16 protein-coding genes and 4 pseudogenes are annotated in these 20,145 nt (G+C 28.8%); 2 read left to right on the plus strand and 18 right to left on the minus strand.

Translation table 11 applies throughout. The features are described from left to right. Positions 1-99: 99 nt before the first annotated feature. The 12 genes and pseudogenes from BQ7474_RS05620 to BQ7474_RS05675 form a co-directional block, all read right to left on the minus strand. Positions 100-267, minus strand: a pseudogene (locus BQ7474_RS05620) (replication initiator protein A); the annotation flags it as partial. A 108-nt stretch (positions 268-375) separates the two neighbouring features. Next, entirely contained in the window at positions 376-1,656 is a 1,281-nt protein-coding gene (locus tag BQ7474_RS05625; protein ID WP_218188976.1) for a hypothetical protein, read from the minus strand. Positions 1,657-2,429: 773 nt separating this feature from the next. After that, positions 2,430-2,750: pseudogene (locus BQ7474_RS05635) on the minus strand (23S rRNA (uracil-5-)-methyltransferase RumA); the annotation flags it as partial. Next, a complete protein-coding gene (locus tag BQ7474_RS05640) occupies positions 2,701-4,491 on the minus strand; it encodes a recombinase family protein (protein ID WP_073997993.1) in 1,791 nt (596 codons plus the stop codon). The pseudogene BQ7474_RS05635 and the gene BQ7474_RS05640, both read right to left, overlap by 50 nt. A 55-nt stretch (positions 4,492-4,546) precedes the next feature. After that, a complete protein-coding gene (locus BQ7474_RS10685) occupies positions 4,547-4,684 on the minus strand; it encodes a hypothetical protein (protein WP_004838640.1) in 138 nt (45 codons plus the stop codon). A gap of 298 nt (positions 4,685-4,982) precedes the next feature. Further along, positions 4,983-6,335 carry an MATE family efflux transporter gene (locus tag BQ7474_RS05645; protein WP_073997994.1) on the minus strand — a complete coding sequence of 451 codons (1,353 nt, stop codon included), beginning with the start codon at positions 6,333-6,335 and terminating at the stop codon, positions 4,983-4,985. 21 nt (positions 6,336-6,356) lie between these two features. Then, positions 6,357-8,102 carry an ABC transporter ATP-binding protein gene (locus BQ7474_RS05650; RefSeq protein ID WP_073997995.1) on the minus strand — a complete coding sequence of 582 codons (1,746 nt, stop codon included), beginning with the start codon at positions 8,100-8,102 and terminating at the stop codon, positions 6,357-6,359. Then, entirely contained in the window at positions 8,103-9,815 is a 1,713-nt protein-coding gene (locus tag BQ7474_RS05655; RefSeq protein WP_019117373.1) for an ABC transporter ATP-binding protein, read from the minus strand. Between the two features lie 15 nt (positions 9,816-9,830). Then, positions 9,831-11,339: an ABC transporter ATP-binding protein gene (locus BQ7474_RS05660; RefSeq protein ID WP_073997996.1), complete on the minus strand. Its 1,509-nt coding sequence runs from the start codon at positions 11,337-11,339 to the stop codon at positions 9,831-9,833. Beyond that, on the minus strand, positions 11,327-12,001 hold the full coding sequence (locus tag BQ7474_RS05665; protein ID WP_073997997.1) for an energy-coupling factor transporter transmembrane component T family protein: 675 nt from the start codon (positions 11,999-12,001) through the stop codon (positions 11,327-11,329). Before BQ7474_RS05665 ends, BQ7474_RS05660 begins: the two co-directional genes overlap by 13 nt. 17 nt (positions 12,002-12,018) lie before the next feature. Beyond that, entirely contained in the window at positions 12,019-12,621 is a 603-nt protein-coding gene (locus BQ7474_RS05670) for an MptD family putative ECF transporter S component (RefSeq protein ID WP_019117833.1), read from the minus strand. Between the two features lie 141 nt (positions 12,622-12,762). Next, positions 12,763-13,734, minus strand: coding sequence for a helix-turn-helix domain-containing protein (locus BQ7474_RS05675; protein WP_073997998.1), 972 nt, complete (start codon positions 13,732-13,734; stop codon positions 12,763-12,765). A 325-nt stretch (positions 13,735-14,059) separates the two neighbouring features. Between BQ7474_RS05675 and BQ7474_RS05680 the strand changes: the two genes are divergently transcribed. After that, on the plus strand, positions 14,060-14,416 hold the full coding sequence (locus tag BQ7474_RS05680; RefSeq protein WP_073997999.1) for a plasmid mobilization protein: 357 nt from the start codon (positions 14,060-14,062) through the stop codon (positions 14,414-14,416). A 1-nt stretch (position 14,417) separates the two neighbouring features. Then, positions 14,418-14,678: pseudogene (locus tag BQ7474_RS05685) on the plus strand (relaxase/mobilization nuclease domain-containing protein); the annotation flags it as partial. Positions 14,679-14,800: 122 nt separating this feature from the next. Here the strand turns inward: BQ7474_RS05685 and BQ7474_RS05690 are convergent. From BQ7474_RS05690 to BQ7474_RS05715, 6 genes and pseudogenes are all read right to left on the minus strand, one after another. After that, entirely contained in the window at positions 14,801-15,931 is a 1,131-nt protein-coding gene (locus tag BQ7474_RS05690) for a toll/interleukin-1 receptor domain-containing protein (protein WP_073998000.1), read from the minus strand. A gap of 221 nt (positions 15,932-16,152) precedes the next feature. Further along, positions 16,153-16,644, minus strand: coding sequence for a TIR domain-containing protein (locus BQ7474_RS05695; RefSeq protein WP_073998001.1), 492 nt, complete (start codon positions 16,642-16,644; stop codon positions 16,153-16,155). A 1-nt stretch (position 16,645) separates the two neighbouring features. Beyond that, on the minus strand, positions 16,646-18,109 hold the full coding sequence (locus BQ7474_RS05700; protein WP_073998002.1) for an SIR2 family protein: 1,464 nt from the start codon (positions 18,107-18,109) through the stop codon (positions 16,646-16,648). Beyond that, positions 18,106-18,315, minus strand: a complete 210-nt coding sequence (locus BQ7474_RS05705; protein ID WP_073998003.1) for a helix-turn-helix domain-containing protein — start codon at positions 18,313-18,315, stop codon at positions 18,106-18,108. Before BQ7474_RS05705 ends, BQ7474_RS05700 begins: the two co-directional genes overlap by 4 nt. A 174-nt stretch (positions 18,316-18,489) precedes the next feature. Beyond that, positions 18,490-18,776, minus strand: a pseudogene (locus BQ7474_RS10690) (DNA-binding protein); the annotation flags it as partial. Between the two features lie 112 nt (positions 18,777-18,888). After that, positions 18,889-20,058 carry an IS256 family transposase gene (locus BQ7474_RS05715; RefSeq protein WP_073997053.1) on the minus strand — a complete coding sequence of 390 codons (1,170 nt, stop codon included), beginning with the start codon at positions 20,056-20,058 and terminating at the stop codon, positions 18,889-18,891. Positions 20,059-20,145 lie beyond the last annotated feature (87 nt).

The following is a 20,145-nucleotide window of genomic DNA, read 5'->3' on the forward strand; positions in this document are numbered from 1 at the left end:
ATCACAAAAGCATAGTAACACTTTTATATCAGCTTGTCAATATAATCATTAAATATTTTAACACTTTTTCAAGATTTATCGCACTCACTAGATTAAGCTTATATAGCCATTTATTTTGTGGTTAGCAAATAATTTAAGCATATATGAATACAAAACTTTAGCTTCAATAGAAATACTCTCAAAAATTTCATCTTTCATTAATACCATAGGTAACCTAATGAAGTAATACATCTCAGATTGCCTATTATAAAAATAATCAAAATTCATTCTTACCTCCTTTCTTTGAAATAAAAAAAGACGACAGAATTATTACTTTCTATCGTCTGAGATTCACATATTAAATTTTCATCATTAGATAACCTTAAAAACTCTTTTTCATCCACTAATATTGTCTTTAATATATATTTTCCCTTTTATAATTTCAGGTATATGTTTTGATGTAATCTCATATTCTATTGATTCTGGAAGGTTTTTAAACATTAAAATAGAAGGAAATGCCATTGAAGAGTTGTGTTTTAAATACTTTATATCGAAAATCAAAATATCGGAATCTGAGTTTTCAACTTGCTTATATGAAAATATGTCATCTAATAAATCTCGATAATCATATTTGTTATCTTCATATTCATCCTTAATGCTTTTTGTTAAAATTGGACTAAGTCTATTAACATGTCTAAAATTTAAATTATCCACTTTTGAATCTTCATATCTATTAACAGTATCACTCTCTTGAATTGAAAATATGAAATCAAAAAGTTTCATTTCATGTAAGTCTTCTATAATATTCATGCCTGGATCAGGTAAATCTTTATGTTTAAGAATGTATCCTTTTGGTATAATCAATTTAATATCAATATCTTCATCAAATGTATTACCTAAATTTGAAATCATTAATTTAATAACTTTAACATTATCTATATATCCAAAATACTCGTTACATTCATTATATTCTTTTATACTAATATAAAGTTTTTTTAACAACGAATAGCGTTTTTTCTCCTCATCAGTTCCATAATACGAAGGTCCACTACTCCCAAATGGAAGCTGTAGCTGAGAACTATAACTCTTTAAGTTTCCCAAATTCCAAAAATTTTCTTCAATGTTAATTTGATTTTTATTAGCAAAATCATTAATAGCTTTTATCCATTCGTCACTAATTTTTACATAATTATTTATCCCACTAAGTTTACTAATTTGTCCATATGATTTGGTAATATTAGTTAATTCGTTAAAATTATATTTTTCTGAACTTATATCTTTACTACGTTCTGGCAAAATAAAATTATTTAAAGTTTCAATACTCTCTATTATTTTATCTTTTTGATTGTTAATAAATTTTGACTCTAACAACTTATTCATACTTATTGAACAATATTCTTCTGAAAATGTATTTAAATCTCTTATTTTTAACATAGGATTTAATATTTCACTTTTCGAGTTTCCTAAATCCCAAATTAATGATAAAAAATATAATGATAAATGATTGGTAAATTGTCGCTGAAAATCAAATTTATCATCAACTATTGCGTATATTCCTTTATCCTTATATTTTCCTCTAAATTCTAACACTTTTTGATATTGTTCTTGATTGAATTCGGAAGGATTAATAGGAGCATTCAAAAAATACATAAATACTTTCTTATTAGCTAAAAGCATCTCTTCTATTTCCTCTTCTGTACCAGATCCATACTTATCAGTTGGTGTACCAAATCTTGTCCAAAAAACTGCAACTGCAGCATCACAATTTCTAACAAATTGTTTATTTAATAATTCTTGTGGTTTATCACCTGATTCAGGATAACTATTTGTAGACCAGTGTTTAGTAACTACTTCGATATTATTTAAATCACCAAAAGTTCTATTAAAGCTTTCAACACTTTCTTTTATTATTTCTAAAAAATCTGTAACATCGCCTGGACAAGATATTAATTAATCATATATGGTTACCCCTTTTCTTGGCATCTAACTACCTCCTTATGTTGATGTACTCTTTACAATAATTATTATATAATAATTACTCTAAGCAGCACACCAACTATTTATTTTTTGAGTTTTAAAATTTGGTAGAAGTTTTGAACTCCTTATATTTACATAACTATTTGCCTCTATCACTATTATGACACGAAACCCACAAGCAAGTTCAAGCACCTCCATGTCTTTATTCAAATGAGGACGAATGTATTCGCAAACTTTATCATATACTCCTTTATTTTTTTCATGCAAGGAGCATATAGCTTAGCAAATTTATCCCAAAATTTTTTATTGCTTTTATCAATCATTTCAACGCTCCTTTAAATATAAAAATGATCATATCAATCTTTATATTGAGCTTGTTCTCTCACTGATACCTTGTAAGAAAGGAATAATAGCTGTTCCTATACCGAGCATGAATGTCTTAAATGCTGAGAGTCATAGGCAGTCATTCCTTTCTATTCAATCATTTTGAAGTGTCTCAAGGCATCCGTGATGGCTTCTTCTTTTTCAGGTGTACACTGTGGAATATTTTGTTTCTCCTTTTTAGACTTATTGTAATGTTCTCGTAATTCTATTCCACATTTCCTTTTTATCTGTGCAATATATAATGTTGAAACTTTTAATTGAAATTTATTCCAAACATATTCTTTGATTTGAGTATATGTTGCTTTGCTCTCCGCACTTGTCAAATCCATCTCATCCAGCTCAATTTCAACACTTATGTGCTTATCGACATCGAGTTTGGACAAAAGTGCTACCGTCTCCACATGCGTTGTCTTTTGATTGGGAACATAATTTTTTATCCTCGTCATTCTTGTAGGAACACAATTTATTAATGTCATTGTCTTTGGCATTTTTTCTTTTGTCTTTAAAGTTATTAGAATCTTGACTATCTTTAACTCCTGTTTTGAAATAGAATGTTAAGTCATATGGATGAACTGTTCCGTCTTTGTCAATTCTACCCACCACAACTTTATTAACTATGCTTTCAAATACTATTCTGTTAAATTCCTCTATAATTTCTCTATTTTCTAAGACCTTTTTAAATTGCTTTAGTCTTTCTTTAATAGAGTTTTCATCTTTGATAGTTAGCTCTAGTGTTTTCTTTTCATCAAGTAATTCTTCTTTTTGTTTTGTAAGTTTTTTATACTTTTTAGCATAAACTTCTTCGTCTATACTATCTTCTAAATGAAGATCAACTAACTTTCTTTCTTGACTAATAATTCTGTTTAATTGGTTTTCTAACTTTTTCAAATCTTTGACTAAAGTATTATCATTTATTTCTTCTTCTACAATTTTTAAAAAGTCATCTATTACTGTTGAATCTGCATGATATAATTGCCTATAGCTTTCAACGAAAGCTTTTTCTATTGCTGCTTCTTGTATTCCTTTTGAATGAGGGCAATATTTTTTACCTTTTTTTGTTGACTTTACACATTGCCAGTTAATTTTTTTGTAAATGGAACTGGTGTGCCAAGTTCTTCTTGAAAGTATCTCTCCACAAAATCCACATTCCAGCATACTTGAAAAAGCGTATTGTCTTGATAGTTTTTCTCTTTTTCTATCCTTATTAGCAATGGTGTTTCTATTTTGTGCTCTCCTGAGTCTAATCTCCTGAGCCTTCTCAAAATCTTCTTTTGATATAATTGGCTCGTGATGATTTTCAATATGATATTTATCAGATTCACCAAAGTTTGCTAGTCTTCTTTTTGTTATGGGATCAACTGTGAAGGTCTTTCCCATTAGTATATCGCCAATATACTTTTCATTTTTAATTACTCCTAACACTGTAGTGTCAGACCATTTTGTTTTACCTCTAGGAGTGAGATATCCTTGTTCTTCTAGTTCCCTACCAATGACCGAACCACCATTGCCTTCTAAATATCTTTTAAAGATATATCTAACAATCTTAGCTTCTTCTTCATTTATAGAGACACTTTTTGTTATAGGGTCATAGTCGTATCCAAGGCAACCTTGAAAACCAATAAGCTCCCCTTTTTCCATTTTCATTTTTAGTCCTTTTTTCACATGGGCTGAGGTATTTTCTACTTCTTGTTGAGCTACTGAACTTAATATTGTTAATAGTAGCTCTCCATCCATTGTCAAAGTATCTATATTTTCTTCTTCAAATACTACACCAACATTATTTTCCTTTAATAATCTTACATATTTCAAAGTATCTAATGTGTTTCTAGCAAATCTTGATATAGATTTTGTTATTATCATATCTATATCTCCATTTTGACAATCGCTAATCAGTCTCATGAAATCAGCTCTTTTAGTAGCAGTTGTTCCTGTTGTTGCTTCATCTGCGTATATACCAGCTAAAGTCCAGTTCTTATTGTTTTTTATTAGATTTGTATAATAATCAACTTGCGATTTGTATGATTCAAGTTGGTCTTTACTATCAGTGCTAACTCGACAATATGCTGCAACTCGTTTTAAATCTAAATGTAGTGCATTTCTATTTCTTGCTCCTGTATTTGAAGCTTTTATTAATTTTACTTTAGTATTCATTTTACCTCCTTCCCATTTTGTATCTTTCTACAGTGTTATTATATCACAAATTTAACTACTTTCTATCTCTCTTCTTATAATCATTTTCTATTCTATTTTTTATTTTTGTATATTCCTTATCATTAATTAATTTAAGATCATAAAGTCTACATAACATAGCAACTCTCATACTATAAATCTTTATTGCTTGCATTTTACCTCCTATGTAAATTATTTTTTTACCTTGATAAGTGGATTAAATTTGAAATATGCTAATCTCACATAATCAATTTCAAGAATATTCACACTTCAAAGTATTTTGATTTTTATAGAAAGATGATAAAACACCCCTCACTTTATAAAGTGAAATTTGCCCTCTTTGGTAACCAGAATTTTTATTTTTCTATAGTCTTTTTGAGTTTTAATGATTAATTTGAACATAAAAAGAGGACTTATGCTATTAGGCATAAATCCTCTAAAATGAAAGAAACTTTTTCGATTGTTATTTGTATTTAGTTTTTCAAACTAATTTTATCCATCCTATTTAATTCCCCAAACATCATTACTACACCAGCTATTATCATAATTAAATCTACAAGGGGTTCTGCAAACCATACTGCTTTAACTCCAAATATCATTGGTAAAATAATCATGGCAGGTACGAATAAAAATAACTGTCTTAGCATTACTATTATGCCGGCTTTTTTAGCGTTTCCTATTGATTGGAAGAATGTTATAGTCATTACCATTACTCCATATAGGATAAAGATAGAATAAAATAGTCTAAAGTTTCCTATTCCCTGAGTTATAATACTTTCTTCTACTCCAAATAAAGAAAGAATATTCTTTGAAAATGCTAATGCTGGTATCCAAAATATTGATGCAAGAACTAATCCTCCGATAGAAAATACTTTCATAGCTTCTTTTACTCTGTCGTATTTTTTCGCTCCAAAATTTGTACCAACTACAGGTTGTAAACCTTGACTCATTCCCCAAAGTGGAATGAATGAAAAGGCATATACTCTAAGTGTTGCTGCCATCAAGATAGCATTTGTATCTCCGCCATATTTAAATGACATTTTATATAGCATTGTTTGTTGAATCATAAATAAAATTTGCATCATCATAGCAGATGACCCTACGCCAAACATTTCTTTTTTTATTTCCTGATCAGGTTTGATTTTATTTATTTTTACTGCTTTACTTTTATATTTGAAGTAATGGAGTGTTATTATCGCTTGAACAAATTGTGCTGTAATAGTTGCAAGTGCAGCTCCTTCTATTGCGTATCTTCCCATTAATTTCATTAGAATTGGATCAAGAATTATGTTTAAAAAAGCCCCTAGCCCCATAATGAGCATTGCTTTTTTCATTAATCCTTCTCCACGCATAACCATGTTTGCTGATTGAGTAAAGTTTACAAATAAAGAACCAATGAAAATTACTCGTAAATATCTGATACCATATTCTTTAATTTCTCCACTTGCTCCAACCATATCTAAAAAATGTGGTGCAAGTAAAATTCCGCCTATTGTAATAATTGATGAGAATAGAATAACCCAAAAGATTAAATTCCCCATAATTTTATCAACTGTTTTTTGGTCACCCTTTCCTATAGCTCTTGATAAAACTGATGCTGAACCTACACCTATGAGTGTAGATACTCCACTATTAAAAAAGGTAAGTGGCATAGCTACACCACAAGCTGTCATTGCAGTTTGTCCTATAATATTTCCTGCAAAAATTCCATCCATTAGTGGATAAAGACCTATTACTATCATTCCTATTACAGCAGGGACAGATAATTGAAAAAGTAAATCTATGGGTCTTTTTGTTAATAATTGTTCTTTCATATCTTGTTTCATAAAATCATCCTCTATTAAATTTTATTCAATTTTCCAACCAGTAGCTTTTTCTCTTTTCTCAATAAAACTCTTGTATATGTGTGATTTTTCCATAAGCTCTTTATGTTTACCAATACTTTCAATATTTCCTTTATCCATAACAACAATTTGATCAGCATTTTTAATAGTTTCAAGTTTATGTGCAATCACAATTACAGTTTTATCTTTTAACAAATTGTTTAAAGCAGTTATAAGTTGTTGTTCATTTTCTGGATCTACACTTGAAGTAGCTTCGTCAAGAATAACAATTCTGCTTGGTTTTAGCATAGCTCTTGCTATAGATATTCTCTGACGCTCTCCTCCAGATAAATTTGAACCACCCTCTTGTAAAACTGTGTCATAACCATCTGACAACTTCATAATAAATTCATGACACTGTGCTTGCTTAGCAACATTAATAACTTCCTCATCACTAGCTTCTGTATTTCCGAACTTAATGTTGTTTTTTATAGTGTCATCAAATAAATAGACGTCTTGAAAAACAAAAGTGAAATTAGATAACAGATTGTCATACCTAAAATCTTTTATGTTATTATCATCAATCAATATTTCTCCAGAATCTACATCCCAAAATCTAGCTATCAAATTACAAAGTGTTGTTTTTCCACTTCCAGAACCACCTACAATTGCTGTAGTCTTACCTTTTGGAATATCTAAATTTAAACCGTTAAATAAGTTCTGTTCGTCATATGAGAAGTCAACGTCCTTTAGATTTATATCTCCTTTTTCAAAGCTTGTTCTTGTGCCTTCTGAAATTGTTGGTAAATTCCTAAGTTTAGCAATTGAATCCAAGTTTTGTATAGCTATTCCTCTAACGTTTTGCATACTTCCAGCCATTTCAAAACCAGAAAAAACAATAAAACTAGACACTACAAGCATTACAGCTTTATAGTGATCAATTTCTCCTATACAAAATCTATAAATAGCTGAAAATATAATAAGACAAATCCCTAATTTAAATATAATTAGAAATATCAAAGCAGCAGGTGCTACAGTTTTTTCAACATTTATAAAGCCTCTTCTATTTTTATAAATCTCTCTGTCCAATTCTTTAGTCATTTCACCACTTTTTCCAAATGATTTAATAACACTAATACCTTTAACATACTCTAAAGTAGATGCGTTTAGATTTATTTTTAAAGCTTGTAATTTTTTAGTCAACTCATCTGATTTCTTTTGAAAGATAACATTGCATAACATTCCTAAGAATAAAGTTCCTAAAATTATAGAACCTGTAACTATATCAAACGGAATCATAAATATCGCCATTATTATAGTTTGAATTACTCCCACAAATAAAGTTTCTATTATATTAACTCCTACGGTTTCAAGTTCACCTATAACTGTGGTTAATCCGCCTGAAATGTTTCCAAGGCGATTACTGCTAAAATATCCCATATTCACTTTTTTTAGCTGATCACCTATATATAGCCTATTTTCTGCTCCCATATTGTAAGTTGCGATGTATTTATTTCTATCAGCCATATAACTAGATAATATTTTCCCTACTACACTTAGTAGAGCTATTGCAAATACGACATAGATGTCTTCTTGTGTAATATTTCTTCCTTCAAATATATTTTGAAATATTTTAAGTAAAAGCAACATTGTAGCTCCAAGGGATATTCCTTCAAATATACTTTTTAATACTTCAAAGAAAAACATCTTGCTAATTTTGGAAGATTCTTTTCCAGCGACCCAATATAACTTGTGAATTAATTCTTTCATTTACTCACCCCTATCGTTTGATAAACTTATATGTGATTTCCACATTTTTGCATATGTTTCACTTTTTCCAAGAAGTTCTTTATGAGTTCCTTCTGCTTCAATTTCCCCATTGTTTAATACTATGATCTTATCGGCTCCTATTATTGTAGAAAGCCTATGAGCAATCATAATAACCGTTTTATTTTCAACTAATGCATCTATAGATTTTTGAATTTCAGCTTCATTATCTGGATCAGAATATGCTGTAGCTTCGTCTAATAAAACTATTGGGCTATCTTTAAGCAAAGCTCTTGCTATTGTAAGTCTTTGTCTCTCTCCTCCAGACAAGTTGCTCCCAGATTCTCCAATTATGGTTTCATATCCATTAGGAAGACTCATAATAAAGTCATGACAAGAAGCTTTTTTACAAGCGTCTTTTATCTCTTCAATACTAGCATTTTGATTTGCCATTCTCATATTATCTATAATACTTTTTCTAAATAGATAATTTTCTTGTGATACATAGGTTACAAGTTCCATGTTCTTTTCAAGAGAAACATCTTTAAGATTTACATTTCCTACGGATATTTTTCCTTTATTAATATTCCAATATCCCGCAATTAGCTTAGCAATAGTGGATTTTCCACCGCCAGAATAACCAACAATAGCTGTAAGTTTATTTTCTTTTGCACTAAAGGATAAGTTATCAAAAACTTTTTTCTTATCATTATAGGCAAAACATACATTTTCAAAATTAATATCGTATGATCTTATTTTTTCCTCTCCATTACCTCGTTCTAACTCTGGTAACTCCATAACATTTTTTATTTCATCTATTACAACTCTTACATTCGCCATAGTATCCATATGACTCATAGCTTTAATCAAAGGTTTGTAGCAGGCATAAGATAATAAAACACACATTATTAGATTGCCTACTTCAATACTTCCATTCATATACAAGTATAAAGAAGTTGGTAAAACAAATAATAAAGTTGATGGTAAAACTTCCATTGCTGCTGTCATATAGAAACAAACACTTAAATACCAATTTAGCATACTGTCTCTATTACTATTTACAGCATCTACAAATTTTCCATATGATGATGCAGATTTATTGAATGCCTTTATAACTTGAATACCTCTAATATATTCAACAGCTGTTGTATTCATGTTTTTTGCGGCTTCTTGATAATTTCGTGATTTTTCTTCATATCCACCCATCATTAGAATTGAAAATAACACCCCTAGTGGTAATGTAATAAGATTTGCAATTCCAATCCTCCAATCCATTATAAAAATAATAACTACTAAAGCGATTGGAATGATAAGATTAGCTATTACTTCAGGAATAACATGAGCTATCGGTTGCTCAATTTTATTCAAAGTTTCTACCATAAACTGAGTCCATTCTCCACTAGATCGTTTTTCAATTTCTCCCATTGATAATCTATTAATTTTTCTTACAAGTTTCTTTCTTTCATCCTCTATTATGCGAAATGCTAAGTTGTGAGAAATTAAAGTTGAAATCTCATGAAAAATAACACTTCCTATTAACCCAACTAAAATAAGCAAAATTGGTCTTATATAGAATTCTAATTCTGTATTATTAATTGCTATATTTTGAGTAATCTTAGCTAAAGCAAAATATGGTACAACACTACAAAAAACACCAATTACTGCAATAATAACTGATGATAAAATTTGTCCTATATGCTTTTTTAAAACTTCCATTACGCACCTCCTAAATTATTTAGCCTCCATAGCTCTTAACAGCTGTCCTATATTATCAATATAAAAATCTTCTGTTATTATCCCATTCTCTAGTTTTACAAGTCTATCACACGTCTTTGCTATAAATTCAATATCATGAGAAATTATCAAAAATTTTGTTCCTTTTTTTTGTTCCTCTTTGATTAATCTCCCCACCTTATCCATACTCCTGAAATCAAGCCCTGATGTCGGCTCATCCAATATAATAAAAGGTGTTTCTCTCAACATAGCTACGCATAGAACCAATCTCTGTTTTTGACCACCTGATAAAGTTGCTGGATGCTTATCTCTTATATCAAATAATCCAACTTTTTTTAAAAGTTCCTCTGCTTTCGTGATATAATCTTCTCTATTTTTTAACCCAGTTAATAATTCATCCATCAAATCTTCCCCAAATAATTGAGAGTCTAAATCTTGAGGAATATACCACACTTTGCTTAACCTCATCTTTTTATTAGCTTTGAGTCCATTTATCTTTATTTCTCCATCAGTCTGATTTTGAATCCCAGAATAAATTTTACCGAGTGTACTTTTACCTGTTCCATTTATTCCTACTAAAGCAATAGTCTCATTGCTATCAAATTTAAGTGACACATCTTTTAGTACGAAATTATTTTTATATTTTTTACTAATATTTTTCACCTCAAAATCAAAAGAATTGTCACTACTAATTTCTTTTTCTTTAACTTTGTGGTCATCTACAACAATATCATCAAGATTTATTGAGCGTAAGCCCAATGCATTTAAGTCTTTTGAACTAATTTTTTCAAATTCTTCTGCTTTATAACTATTTGTTAAAGATCCATTTTGTATCAATAAATACCTATCAGCTATTCCTTTTAAATAAAATAACCTATGCTCAACAATTACTATAGTTTTCCCTTCATTTTTTAAGTCCATTATAAGTTTTGAAAATTTATATATTGATTTCAAATCAAGATTTGCAGATGGTTCATCAAATACATATATAGATGGTTCGATAGCTCTCGCTGAACAAATTGCTACTTTTTGCCTAATTCCATAGGATAAATTGTATATCCTATTATTTAACAATTTATCAATATTCATTTTCTCACTTGATTCATTTACTCTTCTTATTATTTCATCACGCTTATATCCCAAATTTTCCGGTCCAAATGCAATTTCTCCATTAACTTCATTGGCAAAAAATTGGCTTCTAGGATCTTGAAATACATTACCGACTAACTTTGCTATCTCCCATGATTTTAAATTTTTGATAGATTTACTATCAATAAATACTTCTCCATCTAAATTTCCTTCGTAAAAATTTGGAATTAATCCATTTATAGCTCTTGTCAAAGTAGACTTGCCACATCCCGACTCCCCTATAATTACACAACATTCACCATCTTTAATGTCTAAATTTATATCTTTCAACTGTTCATCTTTATTGCTATTATACGAAAAAGATAATTTCCTAATTTCAACTTTATTATTCAATGATGCACCTCTCATATAAGACATAATATAAATAAAACAAAGCTTGTAGTTATTATAATTATGTCTAATTTACACAACCTATTGCTATAATATGAATCCCTTTTTATTGGGTTTTCAATTCCTCTAACAATCGCTGCTGCTGATAATTCATCCCCTACTTTTATAGAACGAAAAATTAAAGGAACTATAGCATATTCAAGAGTCCTCAAAGGATTTGATAAAATATGAAAAAAGTTACCTGTAAATCCCCTTACTTTCATAGCTTCTTTTATTGTTCTAAATTCCCCAGCAATTGTTGGTACAAATCGAATAATTACCGTTAATATAAGTACAAAATTTCGTGGCAACATTAATTTGTGAAATATTGAAATTAATTTTCCTGATGGTATCTTAAAAGTTAAAAATCCTGCCATGATTGGAACTATGAATTTATACAACATTCCCAAAAGCATTGGTGAAATTATAACTACACCACTAGGTATCATTTTTAATAACCAAAATGTAGTAAAACTATATATCATAAAATAAATAATGCTCTGCTTGATAAAACCAAAATATGCTAAAAGCATACAAAGCCATCCTACAAACAGAGCATGCATATAGTAACTTTTTGTAAATATTGACACCATACAGGAAATTATAGTTAAAAAAAGACAAGTTATTCCACTTATTTTTTCTATTTTCATTTCCCATATATCTCCATTTACTCTAAAATACCCGCCTTTTTAAAGTGCTTTTTAAGAATTTTTTGTGCAAACAAAACACCTAAAGCAGATAATATAACGGTTATTGTTACACCTAATAATAGTAGTTTTGGTGAAGATACCAAATTATATTGCAATGTTAATGTCTTATCTGCAAACCCACTCTCTAAAGCTTGCTTTTGATAAGATTCCCAAGCTATCCAACATGGAACTCCTATTCCCATGAACATACCAGCACCATAAACACTCCAGCCAATCATATTTCTTATTGGATTTATATAAGTGTCTTTGCCTATCATTACTATTTCACACAAAATAGCAAGTCCAATAAAATATGGAAGCATAAACACATAACCCATAGCTGCTGTGATAAGACCATAAATTAATATCCATATAAATAATAGCCCGTGTTTATTAAGTCTGTTAGCTGCTACTAAGTAGAAAATAGCTCCTATAAACATTTCAATTCCAGCAGTACCATAAATATATACAACTGGAACAGCAACCGTACTCATTCCAATAACAATAGAAATTGCATAAAATAAAGCAATCATAATAGCTACTGTTACTACATCTTTTGTAGTCATTTTTTTATTGTTCATAAAACACCTCCGTTAATTAATAAAATGTACATAGAATGTGTATAGAGAATATTTACAAAAAAATATCCATCTCAACTTTATTATAAAGTAAGATGGATATTTTCTTTATAACCTGACAGCTCTTTATTTGCTCTAAAAATGTCAGATGGATTTTTTTCTATATTCTTGAGGAGTTTGCCCAAAATGTTTTTTGAATGACTCAGAAAATTTACTAGGATTCAAATATCCTGACAAATCAGAAATCTCTCCTATCGACATTAAGGGTTTATGAATTAATAATTTAGCAGCGGCTTCTAAACAATTTTCCCTAATAAAATTACCTATTGAGCTTCCAGTTATGTATATGAAACATCTCTTCAAACTGGATTCTGAAATAGCATATTTTTTTGATAAATCAGAAATAGAATATCTTTCAAAAGGATTATTTAGAATCGTCTTATATGATTCTACAGTTGCTTCATATACTGGTTCTGAAAAAGATGTTAACTTAAAAGTATCTGAACTTTCAACTAAATTTAAAAATAATAACAACTCTATTGTTTTTATAATTGAATAAGAAAGTCTTATTCTAGAATCTACTCTATAAAGTTCACTAATAACATGGTCTATCTCATGACGTGAATGAATAATTAAAGCTGCACCATTTTTACACAGACGATCTTTTATTTCTAACAAATCAATTTTTGCATACGGAAAGTATTTATCAATAGAATTTTGTGCCTTTTCAATATCAATAAATATTGAAAGTCCCACATATTTTTTTGTTGGTATGCACGAATCTTCAAAAGGAACTTTGCCTATTTCGATTACACTTAGATCGCCTTTACCTATCAGAGCGCGTTCATTATTTTCAAGTTTAAACTCATAACATCCCTCTAAACAATGATCTATTTCTAAAACCCTGCTTTTAGGATTTATTTTTTGATATGCTGTCTCCATATTTAGGTTATTATAAGATAATTGAACACCTTCAAATAAATTGTAGCAACGCATTTCACCACAGCCAGTAGAATTTTCAATTGTATAAATTTTACATTCATCAGTAACCTTTTTTTCAGAAAAAATATATCCTTCAAGTACATTTTCTATAATATCTTCATGATTTAATTCCAAAACTCTACCTCCTAATGCATCATAATAATTAATTAAATTATACCCAAAAATTAGATTTTATACTAAAAATACACTATAGCATATTAATCGTACATCTATATTTTAAGCTTTTCTATTAGATACAAACATTTCAATTTTATGGTATAATGGTAATAATTAAATAACACGCTTAACGCTTATAACTTTAATAGCAAGCACAGTAAGTGTACGGACACTTACGAAAAAATTAATGGAGCAGACCTTTACGGATTGCTCCATTTTCTTAATTTTTACCTTGTTAGGGAGAACCCTAAGACCCCGAAATATATTTATAAAGGAGAATAAAATGACAAATAGATTTAGAAATGAAAGAATAGAAATAAAATTAACTAAGGAAGAAAAGGAAGTTTTTGAAAAGAAAATGAAACTTGCAAATTGCAAAACAATGTCCCACTTTCTTAGAAAATGTGTTTTAGAAAAGGAGATTTATGTTGTAGATTTAGAACCATTTAGAAACCTACAATGGCTACTTTCAAATGCAACAAATAATATAAACCAGATTGCAAAAGCTACTAATACAACTGGTGTTATTTACAAAAATGATATTGAATCGATGAATAAACAAATAGAAAAATTATCAAGAGAAATATGGCAGATCCATTCCCTACTTCTTAATAAATCAAAAGAAAGTTCTGGTGATTAGTATGGCAATTACAAAAATACATCCTATAAAATCAACTCTAAATTTGGCAATAGACTATATAACTAAGAGTGAAAAAACTGATGAAAAAGTCTTGGTATCTACATTTAAATGTCATCCATCTACTGCCCATATTCAATTTATAAAAACACGAGAAGATAATGATACTAAGGGTACAGTTTTGGCTAGACATTTAATCCAATCTTTTCTACCAGGAGATGTTAATCCTATAAAAGCTCACGAGATAGGAATGGAATTATGCAAGATTACTCTTTACAAGATCTAATACGTGTGAGCTTTATCAAATACAAAAGATTTATAGAATCTACATGTGCAAGGAGATAGAAAGGTAGCAATCTCCTTTACATTAACGTAATTCATCTTAGTTCAATAATTTTCTATAATAATTTCATCAACACTTTTTATTTCAGTGTAACCTTTGTAGAAAATAGGGATATCTTCTTTTTTTAAATTGGGTGAAATATAAACATAAATTTTTTTATCCAAAGCGTCTGCATACCCAAGTTCCCATGAACACCATTGTGATTTAAAAGAAGATTCTGTTAAAAAAATTATAAAAATCTTACTCTGATGTATTCTTAGTTTAATAATTTCTGATGTTGAAACATTACACCATTCTCGTTTCAAATCGTATTTATCATTAACCCAGTCTATATAAGCCACATATCCTTTTGTATTTAGGTTTTTATAAAATTCAACTATTTGATTCATATCACTAGAGTTATGAGATATAAAAACATCAAATTTTTTTACCTTCTCTAAGTCATCTACGTACAGTCTCTGTTTTAAAACTTCAGGACCTGAATTGTTTTTTACAATTTCGTTATCAATATAATTTTTCTTTCCTTTTTTCTTACGTCTTAACATAAATGGTAATCCAATAGATTGAATGTAGTTTTGGGCTTCTTCTTTTAAAGAAAAATTTCTTGTACATGAATTAACCTTATAAAAAAACTCAGTAATATTTGGTGATTTGTATTTTGAAAGTTCTCTCATTATCTCTAATTTTTGATGCAAGTCATAGGTTTTAAAATATTTATCTATAAAAAAAGATGTATATTGCGGTTCTATTTCTTGAATAAATCTTAATGTGCCGTCGTCTTTTTGTTTTCTTTTATCAAATTTGGATTTTGATATCTGCTTTATTTCATTCTTTAAATTTTCCATATCATCTTTTTCCAAAATAATTCTATTCTTATCTTTTCTAAGTTTATTCACACTATGAAAAGAACAATCTAAAATAAAATTATAAGGTTTTCTAAAATTATATCTGCTTTTTTTCCCATAATTAAGCAGAACCATATTTTTGTTATGCCAAAAATTATACTGTTTATTCAAATCATCCCACAAATGTGGGTATAACTCTTTAAATGTATTAACAATATCATCATCTGAAAAAGTATATGGCATTAACTTCAAAACTTGTTGAATTGGCTTTTTAAATTTCTTTTTGTAATCAATGTATATTTTATTGAATTGTCTTGCCGTTTTTCCCATAACCAATTACTCTTTTATCCAACTTGAAAGTGGAATTATAGATTTTTTGTTTTTATATTTTATCATAATATAATGTCCTGACTTTACCTTTTTCCTGAATAATATTACTCTCACTCATCGAGCTAAGTTATATGAATATATTCTGGATACTCATTTCCTTTTCAGTTACACTTATTCTTTTTAATAACCCATCACGTTGATGTTTTTATCAACTTACACATTTATTTTCCTTTTTTTCGTGCTGCTTTTTCAATCCAACTTCCCAAATTATAATATCCATTGTCTTCCAAATAGTCATACAAATCATCACAAATATAGTCAAAATACGCAGGTGTATCATGATTATAATATCCAATAATAGTATGTGGATTACCCTTTACTGTTGTCCTTTGAGTTATCATATCTCTAAGATTATGTATATGAATCCCAATTATTGCATTTCCTCTTTCGATGCTTTTTCTTATTTCATATTGGACAAATGGACGGTTTAATGTTTCTTTACCAATTAGGACTACAGTAACTGAAGTTCCTTCTAGTTGCTTATCTATCCATTTGCAAACAGCATTTTCACCATTCCTTTTAATTTTTTCAAATTCCGCCTTATCAATAAAACCTGCAGCTTCTTTGCCTTGAGTAACCCAACTATTTCTTACTATCATCGATCTATTGATATCCTCATCATAATGAAAACTAAAAAATACTCTTCTTGCCATATTAACATTCCTCCTTACTGTTAAGTCTATTTATTATTTTAATTATTGCATCAACATTAGTGTCTATATCACAAAATTTAGTAATATACTGAATTTCTTCATCATTTAAAATATTTTTAACCATATCACTATTTTCAGAATATAATTCCTGAGATATAAACCCAGTAAATGCTAATGGTATATTCACTAATTGATATGATTCAGCAATATTAAATTCTTTTTTTACACCATCAGCTTTAATAATTTCTCCATCCTTTTGTTTATTACCAAACATATAAATTGCTATACCACATTGAGAAATCATTTCATCTCTATATTTTTCCCAAGTTGTCCTAAGTTGCTCACTATTTATTGCACTTAATGGGAAAGGCATCAGTTTTAAGCTATCTTCAATTTTAATGTCCCTGTGATCATAACAATATTCAGTGATTCCATTTATTACATAAGTCCCTACACCTAATCCATATCCATTAACAACTTTATATCCGTTCTTAACAAGTTCAAAAGATAGTTTCCTGATAAAATCCTTAGCTTCTTGTGCATCTAATGGAGTATAAGTTTCTGCACTTCCAGAAATAAACACAGTTTTTCTTTTATACCTATTTAATATGATTTTTAATATCTCCGTGATTTCTTCATAACTATCAATTAAGCATATTTTTATTCCATATCTGTCTAAATCAGCAATCTGTAGGCTTTGTTTAATTAAATCATATTTGTATTCGTCCATTGCTTTTTTATATTCTTTTTCGTCTTCAAACTTGTTCCTATTAGGTTCAGCAATTTTTTTTAATATATAATAATGTGGTCTGTTATCATCTCCCAGCAAAACTCTCATTTTACTAAGTACAAAATTAAAATTTGGATCACTAAAACTGAATCCTAAAAATAAAAAAGTCTTTGTCAGCAATGTTCCTTCTAAAACATCTCTAAATAATTTTCTACTATTAATTCCATATTCTTCGTAATCATCTCTAGTTATTACTGCATCAGATGGACTTTGAATATCTCCATGCATTTTATATACAACTGCATCATAATTTTTATATGAAAGCTGTAAATCCTTATCACCCTTTCTGACAGAAACATTTTTATTATTTTCTTTCAAGGCGTCTTCAATTAACGTATCAAAATTTGTTGTCCAATATGTAGAAATTGGAAGCTGTGATAATATATTATGGTTTTCCGTAGGTTTTTTATTAGAGGGAAATGAAGCTGATAAAAGTTCATTAATAGCACTTCTTTTCTTTTTATTACAATAAAACTGAGCCAAAGAAATCAAATCATGCTTTTCTTTTGATATATCTAATTCCAACTCCTTTGCAGGTTTTTCTAATAACTTTTCCCAATTATAGTACCCAGCATTTATAGAAAGTCCTGCGCCAGCAAAAATCGCTAATTCATCACTATACAATGCCTGTTCAACAATTTCAATCAATTCTTTTTTCTTAATTATATTGTTCAATTATTCTCCTCCGCAATAGAAATTAGTTCCCCAAAATCAGTATCTAGAGAAATACATATTCTGTATAAAATTTCCATACTAACAAATTCGCCTTTTCCCATCTTTGCTATCGTCGCTGGAGCAATACCAACCTTCTTCTGCAAATCTTTTTTGTTCATATTTTTATCTATCAAAAGTTTCCATAACCCATTATAGTTTATTTTCATAATATCATCCTTAATATTCATATAATTGAATTTTTTCTTCGTATATTATACCATAGTTTTATTAAATAAAAAATCAGAGCAGTCCAAAGACTGCCGAATTTTATCCCTCGTACATTCGATGTAATATTTCTTACTTTACTTAGTTTTTTCATCTGTTCTAAAGCTTTTTATTTATCCTAATATGGTCTTTTCATCTTTATCTTGACTATTTACTTGTTCTTTTGCTTTTAAGAGCTTAGAAGATAAAATACGGACATTTTTATGTTCTTTCCCTTTGTTATCAATACTTGTTTTTACTTGTCCAAATATTTTAACAAAATCTCCTTGTTTTGGTTTTCTGAATCTTTAATCTTATCGCAATATGATTAACAATTGATATAAATTTCCATCGTCATCTTTATAAATAATTGAAAATTACTTACTTTAAAGTTTTCTATAGTATAGTTTTCGACTCCAACATTGATTTAATTTTAAATATTTTCTTTGTTTAATATATAATTTATATAAAATGATAATTTCTTATACCTCAGTCAAGTCCATAATATTGTGTAAAATTTACTAGCACAATAATTACTATTTCATTTTAATATACAATTTAGAAGATGTTATCCAATCCTCATTGATATCAATGAGGATTGCGCCTATTAATCGTATAGCTGATTCTTCATTTGGGAATATTCTAACTACTTTTTCTCGTCTTCTAACTTCTTCGTTTAATCTTTCTAAGCAATTTGTTGATCTAAGTCTACTATGAATTACATCATTAGCTAGGTATGCAAAGGTATCTTCAAATCCTTCATCTAAGGCGTTTAATGAGTTTTCAAATTTCTTTTCGTTTTCGTATTTTAAGAAGATCTCATCCTTCATTTTTCTTGCTATGTTTATATCCTGGATTTTAAATAGTGTTTTTATATCAGTTCTAAAGTCTTCAGTGTTTTTCTTTGGTGCTTTTGATAGGATATTTCTTAAGAAATGTACCTGACATCTTTGCCATATTACATTTACGAATGTTTCTTTTATTGCTTTTACTAGGCCTTTATGGGCGTCTGATATGACCATTTTAAGGCCGCATAGCCCTCTAGATTTTAAATATTCAAAGAAGTTTGACCAAGAGTATTCACTTTCGCTAGAGCTTAAGTCTAAGCCTATTATTTCTCTATTTCCTTTTTCATTTATTCCTATTGCAATATGACAGGCCTTTGATACTACTCGATTGTTTTCTCTTACTTTTATGTATACTACATCTACAATTACATAAGGATATTTAATCGAACTTAGGTCACTATTTCTCCATAGTTTTACTTCTTCGTCTAACTCTTTAGTTAGGGATGATACAAAGGATTTAGAATATGTTTTACCACACATGTTTTCTATTACCTTGGATACTTTCCTTGTTGATACTCCTTGAATATACATTTCTAGCATGGTTGCAAGTAGGGCTTTTTCATTTCTTTGATATCTTTCGAATAGTTCTGTCGAGAATTTACCATCTCTTGTTCTAGGTACTTTTAAAGTTAATGTTCCTATTTTTGTTGTATAGTCACGTTCGTAGTATCCATTGCGATAAGTAGTTCTGCTAGGATCTCTTTGATAGGCTGTATTTTCTAAATATTCGTCTCTTTCTTTTTCCATAAGTTCATTAAAAACTTTTGTTAAGATAGATTTAGCAATTTTATTATCTACAGATTCATTAATTAAATTTTGTATTTCTTCTTGATTAATTGTAAAGTGTAATTGGGTCATTTGTTCCTCCTAGTTGGTTTTTGTCGTTGAAAACATTGTACTAGTTTAGGTTTCAAATGACCTTTTCTTTTTACACAATTATACGGA

Origin of the sequence: Anaerococcus urinomassiliensis, from assembly GCF_900128425.1 — a bacterium.
GTDB lineage: Bacteria > Bacillota > Clostridia > Tissierellales > Peptoniphilaceae > Anaerococcus > Anaerococcus urinomassiliensis.